This window comes from Pseudomonas sp. OV546, assembly GCF_900116845.1.
GTDB lineage: Bacteria > Pseudomonadota > Gammaproteobacteria > Pseudomonadales > Pseudomonadaceae > Aquipseudomonas > Aquipseudomonas petroselini.
Genome location: NZ_FPCE01000001.1, coordinates 433,030 through 458,806 on the forward strand (window position 1 = coordinate 433,030; position 25,777 = coordinate 458,806).

A 25,777-nucleotide genomic window follows, 5' to 3' on the forward strand; every position below is an offset into this window, starting at 1 on the left:
GGCTTTTAGTAAATGGCGGCTAATGGCCCAGAGTGTGTAAAAACGCTTCACCAAAATTTAAGTGTCCGCGTCTACGTCAAATCTGAAATTTATCGGTACGTCAGCAGATGTGGATTTTGCGTAGAAGCGCGATTTTCGGTTCGGTTTTGAGTACCTGTCGCGCTCAAAAACGTTTTTCCACAGCCTCGGCCAGAAGCAGCCATTCATAATCCCTTAAGGTATAGGGATGCTAACCTCGCTAGGCCAAACTGAGGCAAGGCACCTGAGAGATTCCGGGGATCAAAAAATGGAAGAAACACTCTCCTCTACATTTATGCGCACCAAAGGGAAGCCCATAAGTTTCAATGGAAAAACTATCGTTGCGATCATGGAGATCAAGATCACAGAGCCCAGAACCGTCTTTTCAGTTCGTCGATTGGGCGCTACGAACGGTCGAGTGCAAGGATTGGCATTAAAGATGATGGGCGGGCAAATCGTCGTCGAAGGCTCTGGCAACGGCTGTCCCGAAATAGTTTTGTGGTCTGATATCAGTCCCGATGCTTTGGAGATAGAAGTGTTTTCTAAAGGTGGAAACGTTCTAAAAATCTGGAACGTCTGGAAGAGCGCTTTTGGCATGAATGCATGGGTTGGCAATGCTGGAATTCACGTCCACGGGACCGATGGCACGATGACGTTGGAATGTAGCGACGGGGTGGGTGATGTCGACTTCTCCGATTATGTGGTTGTTGTGGAAAAACGATAATGCACGGAGTTATGTCGGCTTTGGGTCGACTCCCCCCCATAGTGAACGGCGGAGGTCGTTCAAACCCCTAGCCAAATACACTGTCGCGAAGATCGCACTCAAAAATTTTGGTGCAAGTGTGCAGCCAAGGAAAAGGGAGGATTCATGAGTCTTGATCTGTGCTTGGAAGCTGATAGTACGCTCACAATTTCGACGCTGAGCAAGGCAGTTGCGAATGCCGGTGCTTGGGAAATAGAGGTCGCAGGAAATGGGCTATACGCTGAATTTACCTCGGGACTTAAATTGAGTACCAATGACGTACTCGATGCCCCTACGATTTATGCTGAGAATACAATGGGTATCGACTTCCCTGTCGCTGTGCGTTGCACCATCAGAATTAAAGGGCCCGAACCAGAGGGGGAGTCGGCTATGGAAGATCTGGATAAAATCGCTCGGTCCATATCTCAGTCGTGTTCGGCTTTCTTTCTTATTAGCTTTCAGTTCGAAAAAACCTTGTACTGGCGGGATGCGACAGGGCTGCATCGTCCTTGAGGTAGGTGCCTGCGCGTCCTCTTTCAGACATTTCCGAATGGTGTTTTTTCGGACGAAAACCCCCCTGAATTGAGGAGCTGCTTTTGGCCGATCTCTGACTGTCGCCACCGTCAGCTTTGGGTCGGTTTCAGCCGGTCGCGACAGGCAGAAATCGGCCAAAAGGAGTGGACTACCCCCGCTCCCGTAGACATTTTCCAGCCTCAAAGTGAGGCACTTTCAAAGGCCTCAGGACTGACGCCGCCCAGGTGACTGTGACGACGCGTTCGGTTGTAAAACGCCTCAATGTAATCGAATACGTCGGCACGGGCCATGTCCCGGGTTTTGTAGATCCTCTTGCGGATGCGTTCTTTTTTCAGGCTACTGAAAAAAGACTCAGCCACGGCATTGTCCCAGCAGTTTCCTCGGCGGCTCATACTCGGCTCGAGGTGGTTGGCCAGACAAAAACGTTTCCAGTCATCGCTACCATATTGGCTACCCTGGTCCGAATGCACGATGACTCTGGTTTTGGGTTTACGGCGCCATACCGCCATGAGCAGCGCGTCCAGCGCCAGCTCCTTGCCTAGCGTTGGCTTCATTGACCAGCCGACCACCTTGCGAGCGTAGAGATCCAGTACGACAGCCAGATATAGCCATCCCTGCCACGTTCGGATGTAAGTGATATCGGTCACCCAAGCCTTATTAGGGGCATCGACAGTGAAGGCCCGGTTAAGTCGATTGGGGGCAATGATCGATGGTCTGCCTTTGATTGCGCGCGGGGCTTTATATCCTCTGAGCGCCTTGATTTTATTGGTGCGCATCAGTGCCGCGACACGGTGCTTGCCGCAACTTTCTCCAGCCTCGCGCAAGTCAGCAAACACCCGCCGTGCGCCATACACACCTCGACTGGCCGCATAGGAGTCGCGGATCAGCCCTAACAGCCGACCATTCTCTTTTTCGCGGTCAGAAACAGGCTTGTGTAGCCATTGATAGAACCCGGCACGAGCAACTTGCAAAACCCGGCACAGCGTAGTGACCGCGTATTGATGCCGATGCTCGTTCATAAAGCGGTATTTCACTCGGGTTCCCTGGCGAAGTACCGCGCTGCTTTTTTTAATATGTCGCGCTCTTCTTCCAAGCGTCGCATTTGGGCTCGCAGCCGCAAAATCTCGCTTTTGGCTTCGAGCAACTCGCTGGCCTGTTTCTCGGTTTTGTCAGGCGTCACGGCTTTGACCCATTTGTAGAGGCTGTGGGTCGAAACGCCGAGGCGCTCGGCTGTTTCCGCAACGGAGTATCCGCGTTCAATAACTTGCCTCACGGCTTCTGCCTTGAATTCCGGCGTGAATCGTTGGGTGCTCATAAACTTTCTCCTATGCTCAAAGCATAGGCTGGAGATGTCTACGATGCCGGGGGCAGTCCAGAAGCCAGTCAAAGGCGTCTAGAAAATCAGGGGCGATTCAATAAGTGATTTTCCCGAACACTGGTTCGAATCTTAAAATCGCATCGATATCGGCAAGTTTGGCAAGCCGGATTACTGCGTCCATGGCATCTTCCTTTTTTCTATCCGTGTGATGCACTCGTTGCGCTAGAACCGCTTCTCGCAAAGCATCAACCAGTGCCTGAAGCTGTACACCGGTCTGTCCGACCCATTGGGCCAGTGTTGAGCGCGGGATCGCTAAGAGTGCACATCCTTACCCTGAGGATCGCTTCGCGTCACGTACCCAAGGCAGGAGCCGTATGCGGTAGTTCCGCACGTACGGATCTGAGCGGGGGGCGGCAGGTAACTGCCGTCCCTACCGCGACCACTACGGCGGCGGAGGTATTTGGGCCACGCGTTATTTGCGTTGTTCTTTCAGGCGGAGACTGCGGCGGCGTCCAGGGACACCAACACAGTGGCAGCAGCTGGTGGTAAGTGCTTGGTTCAGGAACCACAGGATGCAGTTGTAGCCAGCGTGCCTATCAGTATCATTCAGCGAGACCATCCCGACGCCATAGTCAACAAAGACAACATGGCGGCAGCGCTGGTGAGTGCGGTTATTGGCGTGCTTACTTAGCTCACTCCTCTAGCTCATCCCGCGAGTAACGGTGCATAATCTTGCGCGTAGGTGCTCAACCCGCGCGACTTGTGATATTTTCAACAAGGGATGGGGTGCTCGTAACAACGCTCTCTCGCGATGGGGTAGCAGCACACATGAAAACAAGCATATACGTTTTTGTTACTCCCCTTGCGTACATACAGCGACAGCCTTCAAAGGAAGTGCAAGCCAACACTCAGGTTTCATGTGGATGAACTCCTAAGGTGAGAACGAGTCTTAATGCCTATAAGACAGACAATACCTAAGGTTCATGAAGTCCGACTTACCCACAGGATTCGGTGCTTACACAGGTGCAAAATGTTCTCCCCGCTTTTAAGGCAGTTGTGCGCTTTCCTCTTACTCGCTGCCTCAGGCATCTCCGTCGCCTCAGATCCGGCTACAGCGCCGATTCGGGTTGTCACTGAGGAATTGCCGCCATACAACATGGCAGAAAACGGAGTGGTCACAGGCCTGAGTACGGAAATCGTGCAAGCAGTTATGGCCGGTCTCGGGCTCAACTCCAAGATTGATATTCTGCCTTGGGCTCGCGCCTATGATTTAGCGCAACATTCCGACAACGTCCTGATCTATTCGATGGCAAGAACCCAAGAGCGGGAACATCTCTTCAAATGGGTCGGAGCCATCGCACCGACGAGGTGGTTTCTGTTCAGTCTGTCCGAAAGACCTATTTGGCTGAATTCACTCGACGATGCACGTCAGTATCACATCGCGACTGTCAAACAGGACGTTGGTGAGCAGTACATGATGGCCCACGGGTTCCAGGTGGGCAAAGAGTTACTGTCTAGCAGCATGTACGAGAACACTTACCGCAAGCTTAAGGTCGATCACGTTGAGCTGTGGATCTCCAATGAGCTCAACGCCATTCACCTTATGCGCAAGAATGGGGATGATCCTGAAATGACGATGGTGCGTTCACTGCCGTTACCCGAGCTATCAAGTGAAGAAGGACTGTACATGGCCTTCAGTCCAGCTACGCCAGACGCAACCGTAGAACGGTTTAGGGCAGAATTGGATCGGATCAAGCAAGATGGCACATATCACGCTATCGTCAAAAAATGGCTCCAAGGTCCTTCACATTGAACGCATCGACTGCTGCCTCTCACGAAGGTCCCACATCGGCCAGAAGCGGACGTTTAGAACAGAGAAATAAATCTGTTCTCTTTTCCCAATAGACATCATTGCGGGGTACGCAAGGCTATCGCGTGGTGCGCGCAGCGCTCTCTACAAAAGCACCTTAGCACTTGGCGCCGCACAATTAGGCGAAGCATGGACTTCGCGTACACTAACGTTATGCCTGAGCCAATGCACTAACGAACAGCTCGTAGAGTGCTTGTGGTGGTATTGGGGGGAATAAGCAACTAGCACGGTTGAAGTTACAAGCGCTAGCTGAGTGCAGCGTGAGTGCCCCACCAGTTAAAAGAAAACTGATGCTCTGGCGACTCCTGAAGTGGCTGGCATTTCTTTCTTCATCTGTTCCGGCACATGGTTGAAGGTCTAGCCTGTAGCGTGCAGGATCGGGTTGGATGGTACAGCGGTTCTTACACCCATCAACTTGATCTAGAAATTGCCTCTTTGCTAATCAGTGTCTGCGCACGCACATATTGTCCTGGCGTAACACCCATTATCCGACGGAACATGGCAATGAAAGCACTAATATTTTCGTAGCCAAGCTCAATCGCCGTTGTCGTCACTGACATCCCCTCGACCAATAGTTGAATAGCGCGCAACGTGCGCGCACGTTGTCGCCATTCAGAAAAACTAAAACCGGTTTCAGCGACCAGACGCCGGGCAAGTGTTCTAGGTGCCATACCTGACCAAGCAGCCCAATCCTCAAGTGATCTATTGTCATCAAGCTGAGCAAGTATCGCATCGGTGATACGCCTCAAGCGCGGGTCATTGGGGTGCGTCAGACCGATGGGTTCAGCGGGTGAGGTAGCAATTTCATCCAAGATGACTGCTGCAACCCGCGACTCCATTTCGTTGCGGGGTGGTTGTCCCCACGATGCAGCGCGGCTTACCGCTTCGCGCAGCAAACTGCTGACCCTAAATGTGCATGGCATTTGATGCAGGATCCCGCACTCTCGCTCCGCGATATAGACCATCGCTCCTGCAAAAGCGCCATGTGACATCATCGCGTGTGCGACACGGGGAGGTATCCAAATGGCATGGGTCGCTGGCACTACCCATGAGCCGCCGTCAGTGCTGACGGAAAGCAGGCCGGCAAGGCTTGCGATTAGTTGGCCTGTCGTATGAGTGTGGGGCGCCGTTTCGCGGATCGCCCGGTCGCGTTGCTCTATCGCCAACAGTGGCATAAGCGCGCGATTCATGGCTGATTTACGTTATCCAATGTCATATCCGAGGTAGCCATATCCTGAATGCCTAATGGAGAATAAGACCGGTCAGACGAATACTCAATGTCTAAAAAACGCAAATGTTGCTTCTCTTGGATTGGCCTGATTATGCGTACCTCTCACACATTTATTTTCTGTGTTTTGGCCGTAACAGCTGGATGCGCAAGCTCACCTCCCTATTTGGCCCGTGAACCTTTAAAGGAGCATTTGATGAATTCTAACCACATGGTGCATGCCGTCGATCATATTGGCTTCGCAGTCAGTTCATTGGAAGAAGCCATTCGCTTCTGGACAATTGGACTTGGGTTCACTCTTGAGCGTCAGTCGGAAATGGGCGGATCATTCATTTTGCAAGTAACCGGCACCGCCGATCCGAGCGTGCGAACGGCAATAGTCAAAGGCCCGGATGGCAGCCGAGTAGAGTTGCTGGAATATTCGCAGGGTGACCGCCACGGTATCACTCTACCTACGGCATCAGCGATTGGTTCAGCGCATTTGGCATTGAGAGTGCAAGACATATACGCCGTACTCGAACGCATTGAGCAAGCAGGCTGGAAAGCAAGAGGCAAGCCTCAAGCGATTCCCGCAGGCCCACGCAAGGGAACTCTAGTTGTATATGTGACCGGGCCAGATCATATCACTCTGGAACTGATGCAGGCTAATGAGTAGCTTCCTACCGAAGGCTGTTAAGCTTATTTCCCTAAAGCAATTACTTAAAGCGCTCTCCGTCGCGCATGACGTCTCATGCCAACTGGTCTCAATGGTTATCATCGGTTGGCATGTCCCCCGATAGCTTCTCCAGCAGCCTCAAATTTGACCAGTCTGAGCTGGCAATCGACGCGGCCCGGCGCGATCAAGGTTTAGTGCTTACCAGCCGTAGGTTGGTTGAAGAAGACGTACAACTAGGCTTTCTCGTACCTGTCTTTGAATCTGTACTAAAGACTGGCAAGGGCTATTATTTGGTGCAGGCCAAAGATGTGGTGCTGGGTGAAGCAGCCCAACTTTTGCGCCGGTGGCTTTGCGATGTAGCGCAGCGAGTTCAACAAAACTGATGACTTAAGGGCGATGCTTTCTATTTAACGTGAACGGCAGGGGTCGAGAAGGTGACGTTGCCAGACGCCTTTCGCCAAGGCGCCAGGATCAGTGCAATCGCGCACCGCAACCTCACAGGTTCACCGGACGACCGGACGAAGGTGTACACCATTCTGGAGCCCCATTTATGGGGCGGCATGGTGGTGCCGCTCAACAGTTCTCGGCCATGTGCGGTCTCATTAGTCGTTATGACCTCAAAGTCGTATTTGAGCGAGTTGGTGGTTACGTCGTACTGTCCAGCTTGCCGCCGTTTTTTATCTGGCTCAATCTGTATTGTGTATTCAGTATTCGTCGCGGGTGCTCCTGGAACGGTGCCTTCATTTCTTCGCAGATGTCCATCGTCCTTTCTTACCTGAGCGCAATTTGCCGGCGAGCCATGACAGCGCTATCGCCGGAATTGAGAGAAAGGCCGCAATGATGATACCAACAGCTAGCAACGGGGATGTACCCGAAGTCGCCAAAACCACGGGGATCTGAGAGAGCATTACAATGCCGCCTGCGGACCACTGTGAGCTTTTTAGAACGGCTCCAAGGATCACGGACAACACTAGCGCGGCGGGATAGATGATGGTCCAGTAACTGGCTAGGTCCCAAGGCTCCGCAGCGCCTGTGATTGCTGAAACAACAGTCCAAAAAAACAGGGACACAACGCAGGTAACAATGAATGGCATGAACAATTCCTGGAACTTGGGGGCAAATCGGCTTTGGTCGTTATCGTAATCGTGGTTGATGGTCCAGTCTCTTAATTTTGTTCTTAACTATCTCGTGAAAAAATGACGAATCCCCGCGATTGCTGCCAACTTAGAGGTTTTCGGCCTCTAGCCCACTTCGTCGGCGTGTTCGCGCCAACATCCCCCATATAAGTCTTATGCCATCTGAATGATGACGCACGCCATCGCTGAATTTACTGATCCAGGCGTTGACGAAACCGAGGAACAGCAAAATCCAAAAAAAGCCTCATTTTCAGGGGCATGTGTCCAGGTGACATGTGGATCAGGTTGATAGGCGCCGACAAAGGCTCATATTTATCCAGCACAATCTCCAGCAGTCCCTTGCTGACCGCTTCCGCGACTTGGTAGTGCAATAACTGAACGACTCCAACGCCATCAATGGCGGCCTGCGCTGCTGCGTCAGCGGTCGTCACCGATAAGCGCGGGGTAATCCGCCTCGTTGATTCTGCCACGCCATGTTTTGAGTGTTGAAAAGGCATAGGGGCGTCAAGTCGCACGGTTGGCAAGTTCTGCAGATCTGCGGGACATTCAGGTCTTCCATACGCTTGCAGTAGCCTAGGACTCGCGCAAATTACAGTTCTCATGGCCCCCACCTGAGTGGCGATCATGCCGCTATCAGCGAGTGTTCCAATACGCACTGCCATGTCCACGTGGTCGTCAACGAGGTGAGCGTTGCGATCAGAAAGCAAGAGCCGGATGTTGATTTCGGAAAACTCACCTAAAAACGCGTTGACGATCGGCAGCACATGCAGCCGGCCGAACATGATTGGCGCGGTCAGGACCAGTTCGCCTTTGGGGGCAATGAATTCTCCGGCAGCTTCGCGTTCGGCAACCTCCAACTGCTCCAATATTCGGCGTGCAGCAGCCACATAAGCCACCCCTGCATCGGTCAACGAGAGCCTACGCGTGGTCCGAATCAATAAACGGCTACCTATCAGCGTCTCCAGGTCAGAAATTTTCCTGCTGATGGTGGGAAGAGGGATATCGGCTAGCCGTCCGGCTGCCGTCAGGCTGCCAGCATCAATCGCAGCCACGAGCAGCTTCATTGCCTCAAATCTGTCCATGGGATATTCCAATATTTGGTAGGGAGATTACCAATATTCTCAGATTATGTTGGGTTAGTGAAACATGCAATATAGCCCTATCAAGTGGGTGCGCCTGACGCTCGACAAGCCATGAACTCACCGCCTGATAGACCACTTATCTTTTTCATTCAGTGTCCAAGGAGTTTGCATGAGCATTAAAACGTTGTTATCCGCCACTGCCCTCAGTGCAGCGCTCGCCACCGCAGGAGTGGAAGCAGCCGACATTAGCCACCAAAGGGCAAGCGACGTTCAACACCATTTTGTAGAGGTAAAAGGGGTCCGCATCTTCTATCGGGAAGCGGGCGACCCATCGGCGCCAACCATCGTGTTGCTTCATGGATTCCCTACCTCGTCATTCATGTATCGCGACTTGATGTCGAAGCTAGCGGACCGTTACCACGTGATTGCCCCTGACTTCCCAGGTTTTGGATTCTCGGACAGCCCTGATCGGGCGAAGTACTCATACACGTTCGACAACATCGCCAAAACCATGGACGGATTTACTGAAGCGCTTGCGCTGAATCGCTACGCTCTTCAAGTGTTCGACTACGGTGCGCCTGTAGGCTGGCGGATGGCCGTCGCACACCCCGATAGAATCAGCGCAATCATCAGCCAAAACGGGAATGCTTACGTTGAAGGCCTCAGCGAGGGCTGGAACCCGATTCAACGTTACTGGAACGCTCCCACTGCCGAGAACCGCAACGCATTGCGCGAGCTGCTCAAACCAGAATCAATCAAGTGGCAATACACGCATGGCGTAGCGGACCCTGACAGTATCGCACCTGAAACATACACCTTGGATTACGCGTTCGTTTCGCGGCCCGGTAACGATGAAATCCAGCTAGACCTGTTCGCAGACTATGCCACCAACGTGAAGCGCTACCCCGAGTTCCAGGCGTATTTCCGCAAATATCAGCCGCCGATGTTGGCCGTCTGGGGAAAGAACGATCCGTTTTTTCTCCCAGCAGGAGCGAACGCGTTCAAGCGTGATATTCCCAAAGCTGAGGTACATTTCTACGACACCGGGCACTTCGCACTGGAAACACACTTGAACGAGATCAGTGGCGAAATCCACCTTTTCCTAGACCGGAATGTGGTGCAGCAAAAATAAGCCCTGTCGCACTTCTGCAACGGCGTGCGCTCGCTGTTGGTGGTCCTCTCTACTCACTCGTTAGCGTGTTGTGTGTTACGTGGCTCAATAGCGCCTAGCTTCGTAGAAACATCCGACTGACTGCCTTTGGCCGATCTCTGCCCTTCGCGAAGGGCAGCAATCGGCCGATTTTGTTGAAAAAGTCGGCGTCCCCAAGTGGTCGGAACATTTCGACCCGCGCAGCGAGGCCGTCGATGGATTTTCAAAAGTCCACCGGTTTGGGGTAGGGGTACATTTTTTCGACTTTTGCGTCGGGTCGCATCATGGCGGGGCTGGCTCCGGAAAGAGAGCGGGAGCGCAGCATACATAACGGAGCGAAATAACTACTGCGCGAAGCAGATGGCTTTAATAGAAGTGCATTCTGCTAACAAAGTTTTCCTTGAGTATACGGTTTTTATAGTCCAGCGGAGTTACGCTGACCAAACGTTTGAATTCTCTTAAAAAATGAGGTTGATCACTAAAACCCAAGTCAAATGCTAAATCGCTAAACCCAATATTATTATGATGAATTTTATAAATCGCGGACTGGCAGCGAATGATGCGACAGAACATTTTTGGTGTCATTCCCAGATCATCGTGAAATGAGCGCTGTAAAGTTCTAATGGTATAGCCCGTTAGCGACTCCAGATTTTTAATACACACATTCCCTTGGGCTTGGCAAATCATATTTACGACTGGAAGAGTCAGCTTTAATGATTTTCGCGGAGCTGTATTCGTCAAGAAAAATTGCTTGAGAAAAGTGAGTTGCGTTATAAAGCTTTTCTCACGCACTACCTGCTCAAAGACACGTTCGGCATTATCGCTAACGTCAAGAAGGTCGAAAGAGCCTTCAATCAACTCTTCCGCAGAAAGATTTAAAAAATCAGGAACAAAGCCAGGTGAAAACCGCACGCCAACATAGCGGCGCCCCTTGCAAAATTCCACAGAACCGGCTTGCAGCATTGTTCCATGTACGCTTACAGAAGGATTGGTGTCATCACAGTCAAATATTATATCGATACAGCCGTCCGGAACCGACAGCATGAATGCCGAGGATAGTTTTGTTTCAAAACTATAAAAGTGTGAAATTAACGGGCTGTCCGATATCGAAACTGAAAATTCTTTAGCGGCTTGCAACACAAACCATGGTTGGTGGGAGTGCATGCTTAAATAGGGACAAGCCAATGAAGATACTGACATAACCTGCACCTGCTTATTAAAATGATCACCTGAGTCCAAGCAGGTATCGTGCCATGTTGGTTGATAATAAATTTTGCAAATGTCGTGAAAATTCAATACTTAAAAATATCAGAGTTATAGGTTTGTTCCAGCCGAAAAATCGCTACAGCGCCTAAGCTTGATCACTAAGGGGGCTCTAAAAATTCCTGATCTTGGCAAGCAATCAAGATCCTGAAAGCGGAGCCTTCCTGTGAGGCCGGTTACCTTCGTTGATGCCGAGCACTCCGGCAGGCGCAAACAGATCCGTAACGAGTTGTTCTTGATCGGGCTCGATCAAGTGCCTCCCTGGAAGGGCTTGATTGGCTTGATGCGAGCCGCACTGTCGTAAAGGGCGGAGGCGGCCGTCAGGCCTACTGGTTTGGAAAAGCTTCCAGAAAATGATGGCGGTAAGGTTATCTGGCAGATGGTGGCACATCGCAGCACCAACAAAGGCTCTACAAGTGGGGTGTTCTGTAACAAAGCCATACTGGGGTCGAGGATCCATTGTGGGTGTTCACGCACCAGTTCAGTGCGCCTTGTTCAAGATATATATCGTGTAAGTGGCATTGGCGCTATTCAGTAATGCATCCATTACAGCTGGTTTTCAGACGTAACATAGTTGTTACGCTACATGCAGAAGACGTTCGTGAAAATTTTGAAATTGACGAAGCTTTTCTTGGGAAATCCGACTCGGATTTATGGTTGTCTCAATATAAAAACGGTTAACGATATGACGATTTCAAGTTCTTGTTCTGTTCAGGGCGTCACTGATCAGCGCGTATTTAATTATATTGATACGAACCTGGGCCAACTTCATTACGCGGAGTCGGGTGCAGGTGATGTGATGATTTTATTGCATCAAACACCGCGCTCACTGGATGAGTTCGCTGAAGTCCAACCGCTGTTGGCAACTCGCTGGCGTACAATAGCTATGGATATGTACGGTTTTGGGCAGTCTGCAAAATTTGCTGCTCCACAGACGGTTGAACACTATGCCAAAGGTGTTTTGGCACTGGTTAATGCGTTAAATATAGAGAGGTTTTCTATACTTGGGCATCACACAGGTATGTTTGTTGCTTCAGAGGTGGCGGCTATCGCTCCAGAGCGTGTGACCGCTGTGGTTCTTTCTGCTGGTGATATTGTTGATGCAGAGTTTCGAGAAGCAATGGAGGCGCTGGACGTAGATGTAGCTGAAACGAGAGAGGATGGCTCACACCTCATGGAACTTTGGCGAAAACGTTTGAATTTATACCCAGCAGGGCACACTGATGTGTTAAATCGATTTATTCGAGATGCGCTTGCTCCTGGGGTAACTCCTTTAGAGGGGCATCTTGCAGTTGCAAGATATGATATGGAAAATAGAGTTGGCCTTGTCAAGGCGCCGGTGTTGGTTCTGGCAGCTACAGAGGATCCTGTAACATACTCTCGGGCTCAGGTAGTAGTTGATGCTTATTGTAATTCCTGTTTCGTGTCCCGCGCAGAAATAAAGGGAGGCGGGATACCTTTAATGGAATTAAAATTTAAAGAAGTTGCAGGTGCAGTGCATGGTTTTTTTGATTATCTTGAATGTAATGTTATAGGCAAGAAACGCGACTGATTTCTTGAATCGACTTTATACGTGGCAGTTGCGGGAGCTGAGTGCAATACGGTTATTGAATTGAGGGTTGAACGTCATACCGCATCGCCATGGCGTCCTGCATCACCTTGCCCATAACTTCGCTTGGCATCTGAAGTCAAAGCGCTTACGTGGGCCCATTGGTCAGTTGCAGTGCGATCGGATCCAGTTCTTCCTGACGGTGTGTTGGGCCACGCGGGCCGAGTAGCCGTCACGGGCTCTCGATTGCGGCGCAACTCCCGGCTGATGGTCGAAGGGGATCGGATGATCAAGCAGGCAATCCTACGCAGGCTGAAGCCTGGGCATGACCGATTTGATGTCGCAAAAATTCAATATCCCGGCAAATAATAACTTTAGGATTGTTTGAGACGTTAAATACGCCAGGGTCATTTTTCATCGCCCTGCGCCGGAAAATTCAAAGCAAGTCCGTTTAAGAATTTTTCTTGATCCTGAAGGGGTGGGTAGTGATGGGGAAGATTTAGATTTCCTTGAGCGACAAAATGGCCGCCTAGTGCGAAGGCAGCTGTCAGCCTTATATGAATAGCTACTCGCTTGGCATGACCAGGTGCACTACGAAACTGGAAATGGAATTTGCGTCTTTGAGTGGGTGAATGACACGTCGATAAAGTGCGAGAGATGTGACCCACATCCCTTAGACGTAAGCCTGGAAGAAAATCCGAACAGATTTTCAATTAATGCCAATTACAACATAATAATATTGCGGATAAAAACTATGTCAAAACATAATGCCAAGATCGATTTCATTTATCTCTCCGAGCAGGACATGATCAAAGCCGGAGTGATGGACATGGCTGAGTGCGTGAACACCATGGAGCAAATGTTTATTCTGCTTCAGCAAGGTGATTATCGCATGGCAGGTGCTAATAATGACTCTCATGGCTCACAAATTACATTTCCCGCAGATTCTCCCTTTCCCAACATGCCGAAGCCTACACCTGATCGTCGCTTAATGGCTATGCCCGCCTACCTTGGCGGGGACTTCCAGGCCTGTGGTGTGAAATGGTACGGCTCTAACGTTGCGAATCGCGAAAAAGGTTTACCACGTTCAATTTTGACGTTCATTTTAAACGATGTCGATACCGGCGCGCCACTGGCTTATATGTCAGCCAATCTGTTGTCGGCTTATCGAACTGGGGCGGTTCCTGGCGTAGGTGCTCGTCACCTTGCGCGGAAAAATTCAAAAGTTATTGGCTTGTTAGGCCCGGGCGTCATGGGCAAAACATCGGTCACTGCATTTATGTCGACGTGCCCAGAAATTGACACAATCAATATCAAAGGCCGTGGAGAAAACAACTTAAATAGGTTCGTTAAGTGGGTTAACGAAGTATTTCCTCAAATCAGAAATGTCAATGTGGTCGATACAGTTGAAGACGTAGTCCGCGGTGCTGACATCATTACTTACTGTAACTCCGGTGATGTCGGCGATCCATCGACGTATCCCTTGGTCAAGCGCGAGTGGGTTAAGCCGGGTGCTTTCCTTGCGATGCCTGCCTTTTGCCGTTTGGACGACGGCATGGAGCAAGCAGATGTACGCAAAGTACTTGATAACACGGGGCTTTACGATGCGTGGTATGAAGAACTACCCAAGCCGGCCCATAACCTGATCCCGTTAGTGGGTATGCGATTTATGGATCTGGTCGGGGAAGGAAAACTTTCCCGCGATGCGCTGGAGGACTTGGGTGACATCTGTGCAGGCATAACACCCGCGCGCCAAAACGATGAGGAAATCATCATTTTGTCTGTTGGCGGTATGCCGGTTGAGGACGTAGCTTGGGCGACAGTGATTTACCGCAATGCAGTTCAAAAAGGCATTGGGGTAAAACTTAATCTATGGGATGAGCCAGTACTTCGTTAAATATAATTTATTATTTAATGTCATAGGCGTTTCTCATGATGAAAGATATTATAAAAGTAAATGCCGGCTCAAAATTTGAAGTGCTAGGCAGCTACTCTCGAGCGGTGGCGGTAGATAACTGGATTTATGTATCTCTCACTGCGGGGCGTAATCCAGATACTAAGGAAATTCCTGAGGATGCCGTTGAGCAGGCTGTGCAAGTGTTTCGGATTATTGAAAAGATCCTGGCTTCACTGGGCTCTTTTCTGGCTGACGTCGTGATGTCTCGTGTCTTTGTCCAATCACCCGAGCATGTAAATGCTGTGATGGGATTCATCGCGCAGAAATTCAAAGGCATCAATCCGGCCACGACGATCACTTGCCCACCATTAGGCTCAACCGTATACAAAGTAGAGGTGGAGGTTACAGCGTACCGTGGTGCGTCAAATCTAAATAAAGTTAACGTAGAACTAGAGTAACGACGGTTGAGCATTTCAGATACTCTCGCGGGCACCTCAGGAAATTGTCATGACGAAAACTCTCGAGTCAGTGAGGACTACTGATCAATTACCAAAATCCACCACTGTCGTCATTATCGGAGGTGGCATTATTGGTGTGACAGCGGCATTGACCTTAGCCGAGCGAAATATTCCAGTTGTCCTCCTGGAAAAAGGGCATATTGCAGGCGAGCAATCCTCGCGAAATCTTGGATGGGTGCGCAAGACTAATCGGCACGCAGCTGATGTGCCATTAGCTCTGGCGGCAGATCGCCTATGGGCAGGTATGCCTGAGCGCATTGGCCGCGAAGTGGGTTATCAGCAATCCGGTATTATGTTTCTTGCAGCAAATCAAGAGCACTTAGCGTTACATGAACGCTGGTTGAAGTCGGTGGAGTCTTTATCCTTAGACTCCCAAATGCTTAGCGCACGCGAGATTAATGAGCGTGTACCTAGAGGCAAAGGTGAGTGGGCGGGTGCTCTCTACACACCTTCAGACGGCAAAGCAGAGCCCCATCTGGCCACCTCTGCGCTTGCACAGGCAGCCATCGAAAAAGGGGCAGTCTTAATTCAGCACTGTGCCGTTAGAACACTATCAACGACGGGTGGGAAAGTTAGCGGTGTCGTTACCGAGCACGGTGAGATTCGCTGTGATCAGGTGCTATTAGCCGGTGGCGCCTGGTCTCGCCGTTTTCTAGGTAATGTTGGAGTTAGTTACCCAACTCTTCCTCTCACATGCTCCGTGCTTCGCACTACCCCAATGGAGGGTCCCACTGATATTGCCGTTGGAGGCCCTGATTTTTCATTTCGAAAACACATAGAGGGTGGTTACATCATCACCCAGCGCGCGGCCTTGGACGCTAATCTAACCTTGGATCACTTATTAATTGGCCACCGGTACCTCAGTCTGCTTCGTGGGCAAGGTTCCTTTTTACGCGTTTCTTTAGGCAAACCTTTCCTCCAGGACCTTGCCCTAAAGCGCCGCTGGCGTGCAGACCAAACCTCACCGTTTGAGCGCGTTCGAACACTCGACCCGTCTGTCAACGAAAGCCTTATCCAGGAAGCCTTGAGCAACCTTCGCAAGGCCTGGCCGATTTTTGAAAACGCAAGCATTTGCGAAGCTTGGGCGGGGCAGATTGATATAACCCCAGACTCAAACCCTGTCATTGACCATATTAAGTCCATTCCTGGGCTGACGATTGCCACTGGCTTCTCAGGTCATGGTTTTGGTACCGGCCCCGCTGCTGGGCAACTGGCAGCAGACCTCGTAACCCATATGACCCCACTCGTTGACCCAGCTCCATACCGGTTTGATCGCCTCTGAAGTAATCGAGTATTGGCCCTTAAATAATAAATGGACACTACACATGAGCGAATCTACGAAGATATCCAGTTCCAATCTCACGGCTGCTGGTGCGAATCCGCAACTATCCAAAAAGTTCGGATTACTCACGATGATGTCAATTTGTATCGGCTTGGTTGTTGCTCAAGGCGCAATGATATCGACGGCACAGGGCGTTGGTTTTGGTGCCATGACATTTCTGGCTGCCATGGTGGCAGCGTTGGCAATTTCACAATGTAATGCGATGAGTTTTGCCGAGCTTTCTCTGATGTTTCCTCAAAAAGGAACACTGGCTACCTATACCCAAAAAGCACTAGGTCATGTCCCAGCTATTGTTGCCGTTTTTGCCGGTTACATTGTTGTATCCGTGCTGGCGGTGCCGGTTGAGATGTTTATGATTGATATTATTGTGTCAAAACTGCTGCCTGGCTTCGTGCCAACTAAGTCAATATCTCTACTTATTCTGGTCGGCCTTACCATTACTAATTTAATGGGGACAGACGTATTTGCACGAGTACAAAACCTGCTTGTTGTAGTCATGGTGAGCGCAATTGCACTGGTGTCATGTGTTGCTATCACGGGAACAGCACAACCACACCCAGAGTTGGCGGGTACTCCGGTTGACTGGAGTTTTGCTAGCGTGACTAACTTCGGTTTTATCGGATTCATTGCACTCTCGATGTGGTGTTTTGTCGGCATAGAGTACATTTGCTCGCTGATAGGCGAGGTAAAAGATCCACATAAAAATGTTCCTCGCTCCATGCATCTTTCCTTGTTCGTAATATTTTTCTTATTCGTCGGGTTTGGCTATGGTATAACCTTTTATATGGACTCGGAAACCTTGGTTAGTGCTAAAATGCCATATGTTGACTTTATCATGGCTGTATTTGGTAGCTCTACCGGCTTGGTGATTACAGCCGTTGTTGCACTTACTGCGACTTCCAGTTCTGTTAATACTGTACTGGCAGCCGTTCCAAGAATGATGCATGGGATGGCTGAACAAAATCAGTTGCTACCCATTTTCAAAAAAGTTAATCGTTATAATGTGCCTTGGGTAGCCACCGTAGTGCTGAGCATTTCGATAGTTATTCCTTACTTATCGCTTGATATTGACTCGATCATCCTATTTGTTATCGCGGCCAGCACCAGTTACCTTATCGCCTACTTGATTGCGCATCTGAATGTGATTGTCTTGCGTAAGCGGATGCCGGATCACCCACGTCCATACCGCTCTCCGTTCTTCCCTTTACCGCAAATCTTTGCAATTGTTGCCATACTGTATGTGGCCATCAATAATTCCCCCTCGCCGGCGTTGACGAGTTCTGTTTATGCCATTACTGGCGGCATGCTTTCGTTCATCACCATCTGTAGCGTTATCTGGGTTAAATTTTATATGAAACGGGGTATTTTTGAGCCTGATATGGACTAATAAAACTGGGCGCAAGGTAGGCGTTCATTGGTAAGCGCCTACCCGCTACGCTCAATCGATTAACTTGGCCATCGGTATTTCCACTCTTGCAGCGTTGATCGCTGGCAGCATACAAACCAGCGCCTACGAACTTTACTCAGATGAAGATACTCACCTCAGCGCTAACCTCGAAGCCACGTGCGGTGTCTTTAACAGCCAGCAGAACTACTCGAACTCCGGCAGTAAGTCTAAGGGTTCGTCTACCAGGCGCGAAGGTTATATCAAGTACGGAATCAGTGGTGATCAGGGCCTGGCTGGCGCTCTGGCGAATGGTTCGAGGCACTGGGTAAAGACGGCCCAGACGTGTCCTTCGGCCGCCAGAGGGTTACGGTCGGCGATGGTTTTCTAATTTGCGGCGACGGCACGAACTTCGATAACGGTTTGGCCGATAGCGAGTATAAACGGGGTGGCAGTACCTACTTGGTTGGGAGCATGCAAGAACTTCGACAAAACGGCCGTGCTGCGTCTCGATGGTCAGGAGGGTTGGCGCAGAGAAACGTGAACCACCTAAGCGATGAGACGTGTCCGGGATTCAAAATGCGTCTTAGTCGGACAGAAAGTAGCCTGATGAGCGGTGACAGTAATGAGATCCAATGTCCTACTGGACTTCCAGGACCAACAACTCAAATATCTCTTCTTCAGCCATCAACTCGGATCGATGCGTGCAGCGGCTGACGAGCTAGGTATTGCCCCCTCGTCGATCAGTCGACAGATTGCCAAGTTAGAGGCGGAACTAGACATTGATCTGGTAGAGCAGGGCACTCATCGGATTCGCCTGACTGAGGCTGGGCAGGTTGCGATTGATTATTACCGTGCCAGGGCTAGCCAGCATGAAGCGTTGCTGGATCAGCTCAGCGAGTTGCGAGGGCGTTTTCTAGGTACGACTATCATTGCCATCGGAGAAGGATTGCTGGGCTCCCAGGCAATCGTGGAACTGCAAAACTTTTTCAAGCAATACCCCGATGCTCATATCGAAATCATCATCGCGCCGTCTTTTGAGGTACAGCGGATGATCCAAGATGACGAAGCGCACATTGGCCTTGCTTTTTCGCCAGCAAGCACAGCCACCCTCCGCAGTTTGTATGCGTTCGAGCAGCCGCTCCGTGCGATTGTGTCCAGGGAAAGTCCGTTGGCAAAAAAGCATGTGCTGACGTTAACAGATCTTGCCAATACACCGTTGGTTTTGCCTGGCCCCAAATACCGCGTTAGGGAGCTGGTTACTCAAGCTTGCAAGGATGAGCCGTTTACGATTGAGCCGGTGGTTACCGCCAACTCACTACAGGTCATCCTGGACCTGGTCCGCGCAGGGATAGCCAGTACCGTGCTGCCAGAACTGCCCTTGGTTTCCGAGCTGACATCAGGGTTGTTCAAGGCGATCCCGTTAGCATGTGAGGCAATGAGCAGTACCGAAATGCGAATCATCGTTCGCCCATCCCGCAAGCTTTCCCCAGTGAGCCACGCGTTGATACGCCATCTTGCCAGAGCTATTTCATTGATGCGTAGAGGCGATGGCCGTACTGCAAAGAGTATGCTTGTCTGAGTGTGTTTCTCATTAAAAAGGCAGCACGGGAGGCGGGCAAGGGAGCAAGGCGGATGATAGCGTTTAGATGTTTTTGCAAAATTTGAATGGTTGATTTATCCATGCGCCACCTTCCCCACAGCCAGAGACAGCGAATCACCAAGAATGCGCCACAAAGCGGTAAGACGCCGACAGTAGGTGCCTTCACTACAGTAAATCAACTCGACATGAAGGCTGTCGACAACCGCTATATAAGCATCCTGAAACATTGAAATCTCGTTCGCCGACAGGGCTGGATACCTGTTCTCAAGGCTTGCGCCAAAGCGTTCATGAAGACGGTCCAGATAGGCTTCAAAGCCACTTGTCACCGATGCCTTTAACTCCGAAGGCGGAAAGAATGCCGTTCGCAGCAGGAAACGCAGGGCAGCGGAAGACTCGTAGCGGTTTGAAAGATTGTCCGTGTACAGCTTGCCGGGCTCGTCATCATTCGCCGGGACGCTTGCAAACATCTCTTCGATATAGTGCCTCTCCGTCGCCAGCGCCAGATTCAGCACGGCGTTGAACAGATCATCCTTGCTCTTGAAGTGCGCGTATAACGAGGGCTTGCGCATACCTGCCACGACAGCGATTTCATTGAGCGACGAGGCGTCGTATCCCCGCTCAGCGAAATGCACCAGAGCGATATCACAGATTCTGCTTGCGGAAGGGCTCAGCACTTTCATCGGGATGACCTTTTAATTCAGTGATTTAACGCGGTGATGTGCTCGGCCCTGCCTTCGCGCACACTGACCCAGGTCAGCGCACCCACCATAACGGCGCAGACTATCAGGAATGCGCACCAGGCAATGGCGCCATAGCTGCTCGCCCAACCGGTCAACGGTGTGGCGAAGGCCGAGATGCCAAGCTGAAACGCGCCGAGCAATGCAGCCGTTGAACCCAGGGCAGTGGTTTGCGAAGACATCACCAGCGTCATCAGTGAGGTTTCTGCAATCCCCAATCCAAGCAGTGCTACCGCGACACCGGCAGCCAGCCAGTACAAACTAGAACCAGATACTGCTGCGCCGTAGGCCATGACAGAACCTGCAAAGATGCAAAAAGCTCCAGCCGTTGCCATGCGGGCCAAACCGTACTTGCCCACCAGTCTGGTAGCCACGACGGCCCCTATGAGAATCGCGATGCCGGTTGCGCCAAACAGCGTACCGAACTGGGCAGCAGGCAGTCCGTATTCCTTCTGATAAACAAATGTAGCGCCGCCCACATAGGCAAAGAGAAAGAAGAACACGGCTGACAGCGCTAAAGCTGGCCTTAGAAAACGACCGTCTTTTGCGAGGCGCGCATACGTGCGTATCGCAAGGCTCATATTCAATGGCTCGCGCTTTTGCATTGGTAGTGTTTCAGGCAAAACAGCCATCGAATTCACCGCCACCAGCGCACCGAGAACAGCCAGTACCAGCATGACGGCCCGCCATCCGAAATGCGCCTCAATGTAACCACCCAACCCCGGGGCGATGATGGGAGCAACACCTTGAATGGTCAGCAGCAGGCCAAAAAGTTTTGCTGCCTGAACGCCCTGAGTGACGTCACGCACCATGCTCATGATGACCACCAACGTCAAAGCACTGCCTATCCCTTGGGCAAATCGTGCCACGAGTAGCCACTCAAGGGTTGGTGCCGCTCCTGCAGCCAGCGCACTCAAACTGAACAGCAACAAGCCTGCTATCAGTGGACGTCGACGGCCCAAGGCGTCGACTACCGGCCCGAACAGCAATTGTCCAAGCCCCATTGCCAATAAAAAGACCGTGAGCGTCAGCTGAATGCTGGCAACACTGGTCGAATAATCAACCGCCATTTCGGGCAGGCTTGGCAAATACATATCGACGGCTGAGGGCCCCAGTGCGGCGATGGCCCCCAAGGCAATGGCAAACTTCAGTGAAGGATTGCCGAAATGACTCTTTTCCATAACAAACTCATGATTGACTTCCTACCGGAAGGTAGGAAAGTGGCGTGAAGTTAACGAGAACCGAGAGGCAAGGTCAAGCGGTTATTTTCTTAGTGGCCAGGCAGCACCTCCCAGCGCTCCGCGCAATGCATGCGCACGAAAGTGTTTTAGGCTTCAGTTCAAAGTGTTTTTTCAAGAAGCGGCTGAAATGAGCGGAATCTGTGAAACATCATTTTTAAGCGATCGAGGTAAGCGACTCAGTGCGCAGCAACGGGTTGGCCAAATCGATCACGCTGCGTTCGAGCCTGGCGCGCTGGATGTATCGACAGACGCCGTCACCTTCCGCACCAGCGATGGGGCGGAGAGGGTGGCCATCTCGTTGTAGTCGGGGCAATTTTGAGGCAACACAGAGGACCACCTGGCGCCGTTATCCAGCGCCACGGTTGGCCCACACGCCAACGGGACACTTAGCGCCAATGGCCGTAACTTTGTGGGCGGGATCAGGGTTCAAATTGAACTCTATGAGAGCCAGACTTGCCTGCGAACTAGGCGCCTTGGTGTATCAGGCAGACCTCTTCATCGTACGCGCGGGCAAGCCTCGCTCCAACAGATGGCCTCCGATACCTCTTACAAGCGAAACCTCGACACCATGCTGTTCAGGTCAACCGCCAGGCGGGTCAACTCGCCGCTGGCGGCGCTGGTCTGGGCGGCGCCGTTGGAAGATTGCGTCGACAGGTCTCGGATGTTGACCAAGTTGCGGTCCACTTCACGGGCGACTGCAGCCTGTTCTTCCGCAGCGGCGGCGATGACCAGGTTACGCTCGTTGATCTCGATCACTGCGGTGTTGATGGTTTCCAGCGCCAAGCCTGCGCCTTTCGCGATGCTCAGGGTAGATTCAGCACGGTCAGTGCTGTTACGCATTGAACTGACCGCTTTTTGGGTGCCGCCTTGAATGCTGCCAACCATACGTTCAATTTCGCTTGTGGACTGTTGGGTGCGATGGGCCAAAGCGCGTACTTCATCGGCGACAACCGCAAAACCGCGACCGGCTTCACCGGCCCGGGCCGCTTCGATAGCTGCGTTCAGCGCCAGCAGGTTGGTCTGATCCGCCAAGCCACGAATCACGTCCAGAACCTTGCCGATGTCGCGGGACTCCTCCGCAAGATTACCAATCAGATCGGCGGTGCTTTGCACATCCCCGCTCATGCGTTCGATAGCGTTGACGGTTTCGTGAACTAGATCCCGGCCATCGCCTGCTGACGCCGTCGCGTTTTTTGACGCCTCTGAAGTGCTCACTGCGTTACGCGCCACTTCTTCGACGGCGCTGGTCATTTCGTTGACTGCAGTCGCGGCTTGTTCTATTTCGTTGTCCTGCTGCGCAAGGCCGCGGGCGCTTTCATCGGTAACTACGTTCAGCTCCTCGGCAGCGGAAGCCAGTTGTGTTGCGGATCCGGAAATACGCATCAAGGTATCGCGCAGTTTCTCCTGCATTTTTTGCATGGCGAGCAGCAACCTGCCCGCTTCGTCAGTGCCATCAACCTTTATCGGTCGGGTCAGATTACCTTCGGCTATGGTTTCAGCCGCTTCAAGTGCCAACGCTATAGGTTGGGTGATGCTCTTGGTCAGCAGCCAGGCAAACAGCATGGTCAGCAGCGAGGCAATAATGAGGAGGCCGACAACCCAGTTGAACGCAGAGCTGTACTGGTCAGCAGCGGATTGATTGATGATAGCCAGCTGGGCGTTATTGAAGTCAGTAAGCTTACCCAACGCCACGTTTATCTGCTCAGCGTTAGCCGCAGACTCGGCGTTCAGCACGCGCGTTAGCTCCTGCAGATCGCCAGCCCGACTGAGGGTAACAAGGCGCGTTTCAATCTTGCGATATTCACCCATCAGCCGCATATAGTCGTTGTAGTCGGATTGCTCTACAGGGGATGAAATCAGTTTGGCGTATGCTGCCTGCGACTGGTTAAGTTGTTGGTTTTGTTCCGCAAGTAATTCGATGGTCCTGTTCTGAATATTTGGTTCGCGATCAGTTAACAGCCGATGCGATAAAACCCGCATGCGGACGCCCGTCACCGTTAGAGCATTCAGGGTCTGAAAGCTAGGGACGCCATTTATCGCGATGTCGTCGCCAGCTGCTCGGATCTTGCTCATCTGAGACAGGGCGAAGAGGCCGAGAATCAGCATGAGCGCGCCTATCAGGGAGAACCCCAGAAATGCGCGCGGAGCAATGTTCATTGTTCTTATTGTCATGGTTTTCCCAGAGCGTGGAATGTGCTCCCCGCAAGCAGCGGCGGATGGCCCAGCGCATAAGTTTTTATCGGTCGCTTGATGACACACTTGAGCGAAAACAGCTGTGTGCCGCATATTAAAACTGATATTGCCCACTCACCAACTTACATACATCGACTGATGTCGGCCCGATGCAGCCCGATTGCGACAATCTTCAACCCAGACGGCCTGGACGCGATTTTCGTTCAGTTGGTAGAGACTCGCTAACAAGGTTGCATATTTCTCTTACAGAATCAGCTCTAGAGGCTGCAGCAGCGTGACAGAAGCTGCTGTGCATAGTGGTGCTCAAGGATAGGGGATGGTCGGTTCGATGCCCGCGAACACCGCGCCAGCGCCGTCGTAAGTCGCTTCGCCGAGGAAAGCATGCTGTGTCACTACCATGGAGTCGCGTACGATCCATTGCAGACGATTGTCATTGAAGATGGCTGCAGTCCCCGCCAGTCGATAAGCCTTCATGACTACGTCCGCTCCGGTATGAGCGGCATGGGTGGCGCTGAGACGTAATAAGTTAGTCTGCTGCAGGGTCACCGGATTACCGGCGATGAGCGAGGCCCATACAGCTTCGGCGGATTCGTAGAAAAACGCCTGGGCGCTTCGCAGCATCGCCTCTGCCTTACCCAGTTCGCTGCGGTAATAAGCGCGATCACCCAAACGCGGGGCACCGGTGACAGTCTTGGTGCTGCCCGACATTGCGATCACCAAGTCCAGTGCTGCGCGTGCCAGCCCGAGGTTAACGGCGGCGTGAACTTGCGCCTGGTAGGAAACAGACGGGTAATGATAGAGGGGCTCGTCAATTGTGGAGGCACTGCCCCGCACGAAAGTCCACTCGCGTTGGACGTTCTTTTGGTGCAATTTGAGGTCATGGCTCCCCGTGCCTTGCATCCCGACAACATTCCAGTTGTCGACGATCTGCACTTCGCTTGCCGGGAACACAGCGGTCAGCGGTTTGCCTGCCGTCGGTCCTCCACCGTTGGCCGATGTGCCACCGATGCCTACACCAATCCAGTTGGCACCTTTGCACCCACTAGCAAACCGCCAGTGCCCGCTGACTTCCCAGCCATTTTCAGTCTCTTTGGCAGGTTGTAGAGGGTAAAGGCCGCCAGCATAGACCTGGTCTGGCCCGTTGGCATAAATCAATGCTTGGGTTGCCGGGGGGAGTGCCGCCAGGTAGATGTTGGCTGAGCCGAACGCGGTCACCCAACCGACCGAACCGTCGGCTTCGGAAACCCGCTCTACGATGCGCAGGAACTCGGCTGGAGGCAGCGCATCGCCACCGAAACATTTGGGAGTACTGGCGCGGAAGATACCCACTGCTTTCATTTTTTCAATCATGTCTAAAGGGACATGGGAGCGTTGGTTAAACTCGCTGCGACGCTCGGCAATCTCCGCAATCACATCATCCAGGGAAATCGCCTTGATGCTGATTGGAGCGCCTTCACGTGTGTCACGATCATCGAAATTGTTTTTGCTGTTCATGTTTATTGTTCTCTGGCTAGGGTGATTGCATACACGTTCAGAATGCGTGGGATGATAAGAAAAAATCAAATTCGGAATATGAATAAGCTAAATAATCCGTGGGAATTAACTGTCGTGCCATGCGCCTCTAAAGGGGAGGGCGTTTAAGGGCGATGGCTATTCCTGCTGTCAATAGTGCGTATGAGTAAAGCGAATTTGACCGAATGAACAATCCCTCTCAACATGGATTCACCAAGTCAATAATTAAAAGGTGAAGGTTATGGTTAGCGATCAATCAAAACAACATTTTCGGCAAGCGCTGTCATTGTTGTCTGCGGCGGTGAATATCATTACTACCGATGGCCCCCATGGTCGCTTCGGATTAACTGCGAGTGCGGTCTGTTCGGTCACTGATACGCCCCCAACATTATTGGTTTGCATCAACCGTAACAGTTCAATTCATGAAGCGTTGCTGGGCAACAGGGCGTTGTGCGTAAATATACTGACCGGTGATCTGGAGGGTGTTGCGCGACAGTTTGCTGGCATGACCGACCTGCCGCCTGCTGAACGTTTTGCCGGCCAGGATTGGCGGACAGGCTCCTCGGGCTTACCGGTGTTGAACGACGCCCTAGCAAGCCTCGAAGGAAACATAGTAGATATCAAGGAAGTCGGATCGCATTCGGTATTATTTGTCGAAATTAACCAAATTCAGGTCCGTGAAGAGGGGGAGAGTCTGATTTACTTTGGGAGAAACTTTCACCGTCTGGGGCGGGCTGCAGCCGTCAACGTACAGACGTCGGCATCCTGAATAATTGCAGTTCCCCATTCGTGGGTTACAGGGTTT

The 25,777-nt window shown here is 51.6% G+C and carries 22 protein-coding genes and 6 pseudogenes; 15 read left to right on the forward strand and 13 right to left on the reverse strand.

The window, feature by feature from the left end; translation table 11 throughout:
* Positions 1-286: 286 nt before the first annotated feature.
* Positions 287-742 carry a hypothetical protein gene (locus BM403_RS02040; protein WP_175538041.1) on the forward strand — a complete coding sequence of 152 codons (456 nt, stop codon included), beginning with the start codon at positions 287-289 and terminating at the stop codon, positions 740-742.
* A 144-nt stretch (positions 743-886) separates the two neighbouring features.
* Entirely contained in the window at positions 887-1,273 is a 387-nt protein-coding gene (locus tag BM403_RS02045; protein WP_056858383.1) for a hypothetical protein, read from the forward strand.
* Between the two features lie 200 nt (positions 1,274-1,473).
* Here the strand turns inward: BM403_RS02045 and BM403_RS02050 are convergent.
* Both BM403_RS02050 and BM403_RS31275 read right to left on the reverse strand, forming a co-directional pair.
* Positions 1,474-2,609, reverse strand: a protein-coding gene (locus tag BM403_RS02050) for an IS3 family transposase (protein ID WP_218189859.1) whose coding sequence is annotated in 2 segments (ribosomal slippage) — positions 1,474-2,357 and positions 2,357-2,609 — 1,137 coding nt in all. Because the reading frame shifts where the segments join, the coding sequence is not laid out codon by codon here.
* Positions 2,610-2,811: 202 nt separating this feature from the next.
* Positions 2,812-2,940 (reverse strand): annotated as a pseudogene (locus BM403_RS31275) (transposase); the annotation flags it as partial.
* 702 nt (positions 2,941-3,642) lie between these two features.
* On the opposite strand from BM403_RS31275, the gene BM403_RS02065 reads away from it, so the two are divergent.
* Entirely contained in the window at positions 3,643-4,425 is a 783-nt protein-coding gene (locus BM403_RS02065; protein WP_056858385.1) for a substrate-binding periplasmic protein, read from the forward strand.
* A 467-nt stretch (positions 4,426-4,892) separates the two neighbouring features.
* On the opposite strand, the gene BM403_RS02070 is transcribed toward BM403_RS02065, so the two are convergent.
* Positions 4,893-5,672, reverse strand: a complete 780-nt coding sequence (locus BM403_RS02070) for an AraC family transcriptional regulator (RefSeq protein WP_236447963.1) — start codon at positions 5,670-5,672, stop codon at positions 4,893-4,895.
* Positions 5,673-5,906: 234 nt separating this feature from the next.
* On the opposite strand from BM403_RS02070, the gene BM403_RS02075 reads away from it, so the two are divergent.
* Together BM403_RS02075 and BM403_RS02080 are read left to right on the forward strand one after the other, a co-directional pair.
* Complete coding sequence (locus BM403_RS02075; protein ID WP_093541405.1) at positions 5,907-6,365, forward strand: VOC family protein; 459 nt, start codon at positions 5,907-5,909, stop codon at positions 6,363-6,365.
* A gap of 110 nt (positions 6,366-6,475) precedes the next feature.
* Entirely contained in the window at positions 6,476-6,748 is a 273-nt protein-coding gene (locus BM403_RS02080; RefSeq protein WP_236447961.1) for a type 2 periplasmic-binding domain-containing protein, read from the forward strand.
* A 357-nt stretch (positions 6,749-7,105) separates the two neighbouring features.
* On the opposite strand, the gene BM403_RS02085 is transcribed toward BM403_RS02080, so the two are convergent.
* Together BM403_RS02085 and BM403_RS02090 are read right to left on the reverse strand one after the other, a co-directional pair.
* Complete coding sequence (locus tag BM403_RS02085; protein WP_056858387.1) at positions 7,106-7,459, reverse strand: hypothetical protein; 354 nt, start codon at positions 7,457-7,459, stop codon at positions 7,106-7,108.
* A 233-nt stretch (positions 7,460-7,692) separates the two neighbouring features.
* Positions 7,693-8,583, reverse strand: coding sequence for a LysR family transcriptional regulator (locus BM403_RS02090; protein WP_093541407.1), 891 nt, complete (start codon positions 8,581-8,583; stop codon positions 7,693-7,695).
* A 169-nt stretch (positions 8,584-8,752) separates the two neighbouring features.
* Here BM403_RS02090 and BM403_RS02095 point away from each other — a divergent pair, with 169 nt between their 5' ends.
* Positions 8,753-9,715 (forward strand): alpha/beta fold hydrolase, encoded by a 963-nt coding sequence (locus BM403_RS02095; protein WP_093541409.1) that lies wholly within the window; start codon positions 8,753-8,755, stop codon positions 9,713-9,715.
* A 384-nt stretch (positions 9,716-10,099) separates the two neighbouring features.
* Here BM403_RS02095 and BM403_RS02100 read toward each other — a convergent pair whose 3' ends face one another.
* Positions 10,100-10,933 carry a helix-turn-helix domain-containing protein gene (locus BM403_RS02100; protein WP_056858389.1) on the reverse strand — a complete coding sequence of 278 codons (834 nt, stop codon included), beginning with the start codon at positions 10,931-10,933 and terminating at the stop codon, positions 10,100-10,102.
* Positions 10,934-11,162: 229 nt separating this feature from the next.
* Here BM403_RS02100 and BM403_RS32065 point away from each other — a divergent pair.
* Positions 11,163-11,305: pseudogene (locus tag BM403_RS32065) on the forward strand (IS5/IS1182 family transposase); the annotation flags it as partial.
* Between the two features lie 292 nt (positions 11,306-11,597).
* The gene (locus tag BM403_RS02105) at positions 11,598-12,548 is read left to right on the forward strand and encodes an alpha/beta fold hydrolase (protein ID WP_175538042.1); all 951 of its coding nucleotides are present in this window, start codon (positions 11,598-11,600) and stop codon (positions 12,546-12,548) included.
* Positions 12,549-12,600: 52 nt separating this feature from the next.
* Here the strand turns inward: BM403_RS02105 and BM403_RS32070 are convergent.
* Positions 12,601-12,750 (reverse strand): annotated as a pseudogene (locus tag BM403_RS32070) (IS30 family transposase); the annotation flags it as partial.
* Positions 12,741-12,915: pseudogene (locus BM403_RS32415) on the reverse strand (helix-turn-helix domain-containing protein); the annotation flags it as partial. The pseudogenes BM403_RS32070 and BM403_RS32415, both read right to left, overlap by 10 nt.
* A 384-nt stretch (positions 12,916-13,299) precedes the next feature.
* Between BM403_RS32415 and BM403_RS02115 the strand changes: the two are divergent.
* The 6 genes and pseudogenes from BM403_RS02115 to BM403_RS02135 all read left to right on the forward strand — a co-directional run bounded on the left by BM403_RS02115 (position 13,300) and on the right by BM403_RS02135 (position 19,268).
* Positions 13,300-14,442, forward strand: coding sequence for an ornithine cyclodeaminase family protein (locus BM403_RS02115; protein WP_065873529.1), 1,143 nt, complete (start codon positions 13,300-13,302; stop codon positions 14,440-14,442).
* A gap of 38 nt (positions 14,443-14,480) precedes the next feature.
* On the forward strand, positions 14,481-14,900 hold the full coding sequence (locus BM403_RS02120; RefSeq protein ID WP_056858537.1) for a Rid family hydrolase: 420 nt from the start codon (positions 14,481-14,483) through the stop codon (positions 14,898-14,900).
* 49 nt (positions 14,901-14,949) lie between these two features.
* Positions 14,950-16,242 carry an NAD(P)/FAD-dependent oxidoreductase gene (locus BM403_RS02125; protein ID WP_056858391.1) on the forward strand — a complete coding sequence of 431 codons (1,293 nt, stop codon included), beginning with the start codon at positions 14,950-14,952 and terminating at the stop codon, positions 16,240-16,242.
* 43 nt (positions 16,243-16,285) lie between these two features.
* Entirely contained in the window at positions 16,286-17,689 is a 1,404-nt protein-coding gene (locus BM403_RS02130) for an APC family permease (protein WP_065876905.1), read from the forward strand.
* 58 nt (positions 17,690-17,747) lie between these two features.
* Positions 17,748-18,218, forward strand: a pseudogene (locus tag BM403_RS32075) (hypothetical protein); the annotation flags it as partial.
* A 93-nt stretch (positions 18,219-18,311) separates the two neighbouring features.
* Positions 18,312-19,268: a LysR family transcriptional regulator gene (locus tag BM403_RS02135; RefSeq protein ID WP_083207176.1), complete on the forward strand. Its 957-nt coding sequence runs from the start codon at positions 18,312-18,314 to the stop codon at positions 19,266-19,268.
* Between the two features lie 95 nt (positions 19,269-19,363).
* On the opposite strand, the gene BM403_RS02140 is transcribed toward BM403_RS02135, so the two are convergent.
* From BM403_RS02140 to BM403_RS02165, 5 genes and pseudogenes are all read right to left on the reverse strand, one after another.
* The gene (locus BM403_RS02140) at positions 19,364-19,969 is read right to left on the reverse strand and encodes a TetR/AcrR family transcriptional regulator (protein ID WP_056858393.1); all 606 of its coding nucleotides are present in this window, start codon (positions 19,967-19,969) and stop codon (positions 19,364-19,366) included.
* A 17-nt stretch (positions 19,970-19,986) separates the two neighbouring features.
* Positions 19,987-21,207: a multidrug effflux MFS transporter gene (locus BM403_RS02145; protein ID WP_056858394.1), complete on the reverse strand. Its 1,221-nt coding sequence runs from the start codon at positions 21,205-21,207 to the stop codon at positions 19,987-19,989.
* A 73-nt stretch (positions 21,208-21,280) separates the two neighbouring features.
* Positions 21,281-21,529 (reverse strand): annotated as a pseudogene (locus tag BM403_RS32080) (hypothetical protein); the annotation flags it as partial.
* A gap of 284 nt (positions 21,530-21,813) precedes the next feature.
* Positions 21,814-23,439, reverse strand: coding sequence for a methyl-accepting chemotaxis protein (locus BM403_RS02160; RefSeq protein WP_056858395.1), 1,626 nt, complete (start codon positions 23,437-23,439; stop codon positions 21,814-21,816).
* Between the two features lie 324 nt (positions 23,440-23,763).
* Positions 23,764-24,954 carry an acyl-CoA dehydrogenase family protein gene (locus tag BM403_RS02165; RefSeq protein ID WP_056858396.1) on the reverse strand — a complete coding sequence of 397 codons (1,191 nt, stop codon included), beginning with the start codon at positions 24,952-24,954 and terminating at the stop codon, positions 23,764-23,766.
* Between the two features lie 259 nt (positions 24,955-25,213).
* Here BM403_RS02165 and BM403_RS02170 point away from each other — a divergent pair, with 259 nt between their 5' ends.
* Positions 25,214-25,741, forward strand: a complete 528-nt coding sequence (locus BM403_RS02170) for a flavin reductase (RefSeq protein ID WP_003232755.1) — start codon at positions 25,214-25,216, stop codon at positions 25,739-25,741.
* The last annotated feature ends 36 nt before the right edge of the window (positions 25,742-25,777 follow it).

What these genes read in the sequence shown, in the direction of transcription:
- BM403_RS02045 (WP_056858383.1), top strand. Translation starts at nt 887, where the DNA reads ATGAGTCTTGATCTGTGCTTGGAAGCTGATAGTACGCTCACAATTTCG.
- BM403_RS02065 (WP_056858385.1), top strand. Translation starts at nt 3,643, where the DNA reads ATGTTCTCCCCGCTTTTAAGGCAGTTGTGCGCTTTCCTCTTACTCGCT.
- BM403_RS02075 (WP_093541405.1), top strand. Translation starts at nt 5,907, where the DNA reads ATGAATTCTAACCACATGGTGCATGCCGTCGATCATATTGGCTTCGCA.
- BM403_RS02135 (WP_083207176.1), top strand. Translation starts at nt 18,312, where the DNA reads ATGAGATCCAATGTCCTACTGGACTTCCAGGACCAACAACTCAAATAT.
- BM403_RS02100 (WP_056858389.1), bottom strand. Translation starts at nt 10,933, where the DNA reads ATGTCAGTATCTTCATTGGCTTGTCCCTATTTAAGCATGCACTCCCAC.
- BM403_RS02160 (WP_056858395.1), bottom strand. Translation starts at nt 23,439, where the DNA reads ATGACAATAAGAACAATGAACATTGCTCCGCGCGCATTTCTGGGGTTC.
- BM403_RS02145 (WP_056858394.1), bottom strand. Translation starts at nt 21,207, where the DNA reads ATGGAAAAGAGTCATTTCGGCAATCCTTCACTGAAGTTTGCCATTGCC.
- BM403_RS02095 (WP_093541409.1), top strand. Translation starts at nt 8,753, where the DNA reads ATGAGCATTAAAACGTTGTTATCCGCCACTGCCCTCAGTGCAGCGCTC.
- BM403_RS02140 (WP_056858393.1), bottom strand. Translation starts at nt 19,969, where the DNA reads ATGAAAGTGCTGAGCCCTTCCGCAAGCAGAATCTGTGATATCGCTCTG.
- BM403_RS02115 (WP_065873529.1), top strand. Translation starts at nt 13,300, where the DNA reads ATGTCAAAACATAATGCCAAGATCGATTTCATTTATCTCTCCGAGCAG.
- BM403_RS02170 (WP_003232755.1), top strand. Translation starts at nt 25,214, where the DNA reads ATGGTTAGCGATCAATCAAAACAACATTTTCGGCAAGCGCTGTCATTG.
- BM403_RS02080 (WP_236447961.1), top strand. Translation starts at nt 6,476, where the DNA reads ATGTCCCCCGATAGCTTCTCCAGCAGCCTCAAATTTGACCAGTCTGAG.
- BM403_RS02090 (WP_093541407.1), bottom strand. Translation starts at nt 8,583, where the DNA reads ATGGACAGATTTGAGGCAATGAAGCTGCTCGTGGCTGCGATTGATGCT.
- BM403_RS02040 (WP_175538041.1), top strand. Translation starts at nt 287, where the DNA reads ATGGAAGAAACACTCTCCTCTACATTTATGCGCACCAAAGGGAAGCCC.
- BM403_RS02070 (WP_236447963.1), bottom strand. Translation starts at nt 5,672, where the DNA reads ATGAATCGCGCGCTTATGCCACTGTTGGCGATAGAGCAACGCGACCGG.
- BM403_RS02125 (WP_056858391.1), top strand. Translation starts at nt 14,950, where the DNA reads ATGACGAAAACTCTCGAGTCAGTGAGGACTACTGATCAATTACCAAAA.
- BM403_RS02165 (WP_056858396.1), bottom strand. Translation starts at nt 24,954, where the DNA reads ATGAACAGCAAAAACAATTTCGATGATCGTGACACACGTGAAGGCGCT.
- BM403_RS02130 (WP_065876905.1), top strand. Translation starts at nt 16,286, where the DNA reads ATGAGCGAATCTACGAAGATATCCAGTTCCAATCTCACGGCTGCTGGT.
- BM403_RS02085 (WP_056858387.1), bottom strand. Translation starts at nt 7,459, where the DNA reads ATGCCATTCATTGTTACCTGCGTTGTGTCCCTGTTTTTTTGGACTGTT.
- BM403_RS02120 (WP_056858537.1), top strand. Translation starts at nt 14,481, where the DNA reads ATGAAAGATATTATAAAAGTAAATGCCGGCTCAAAATTTGAAGTGCTA.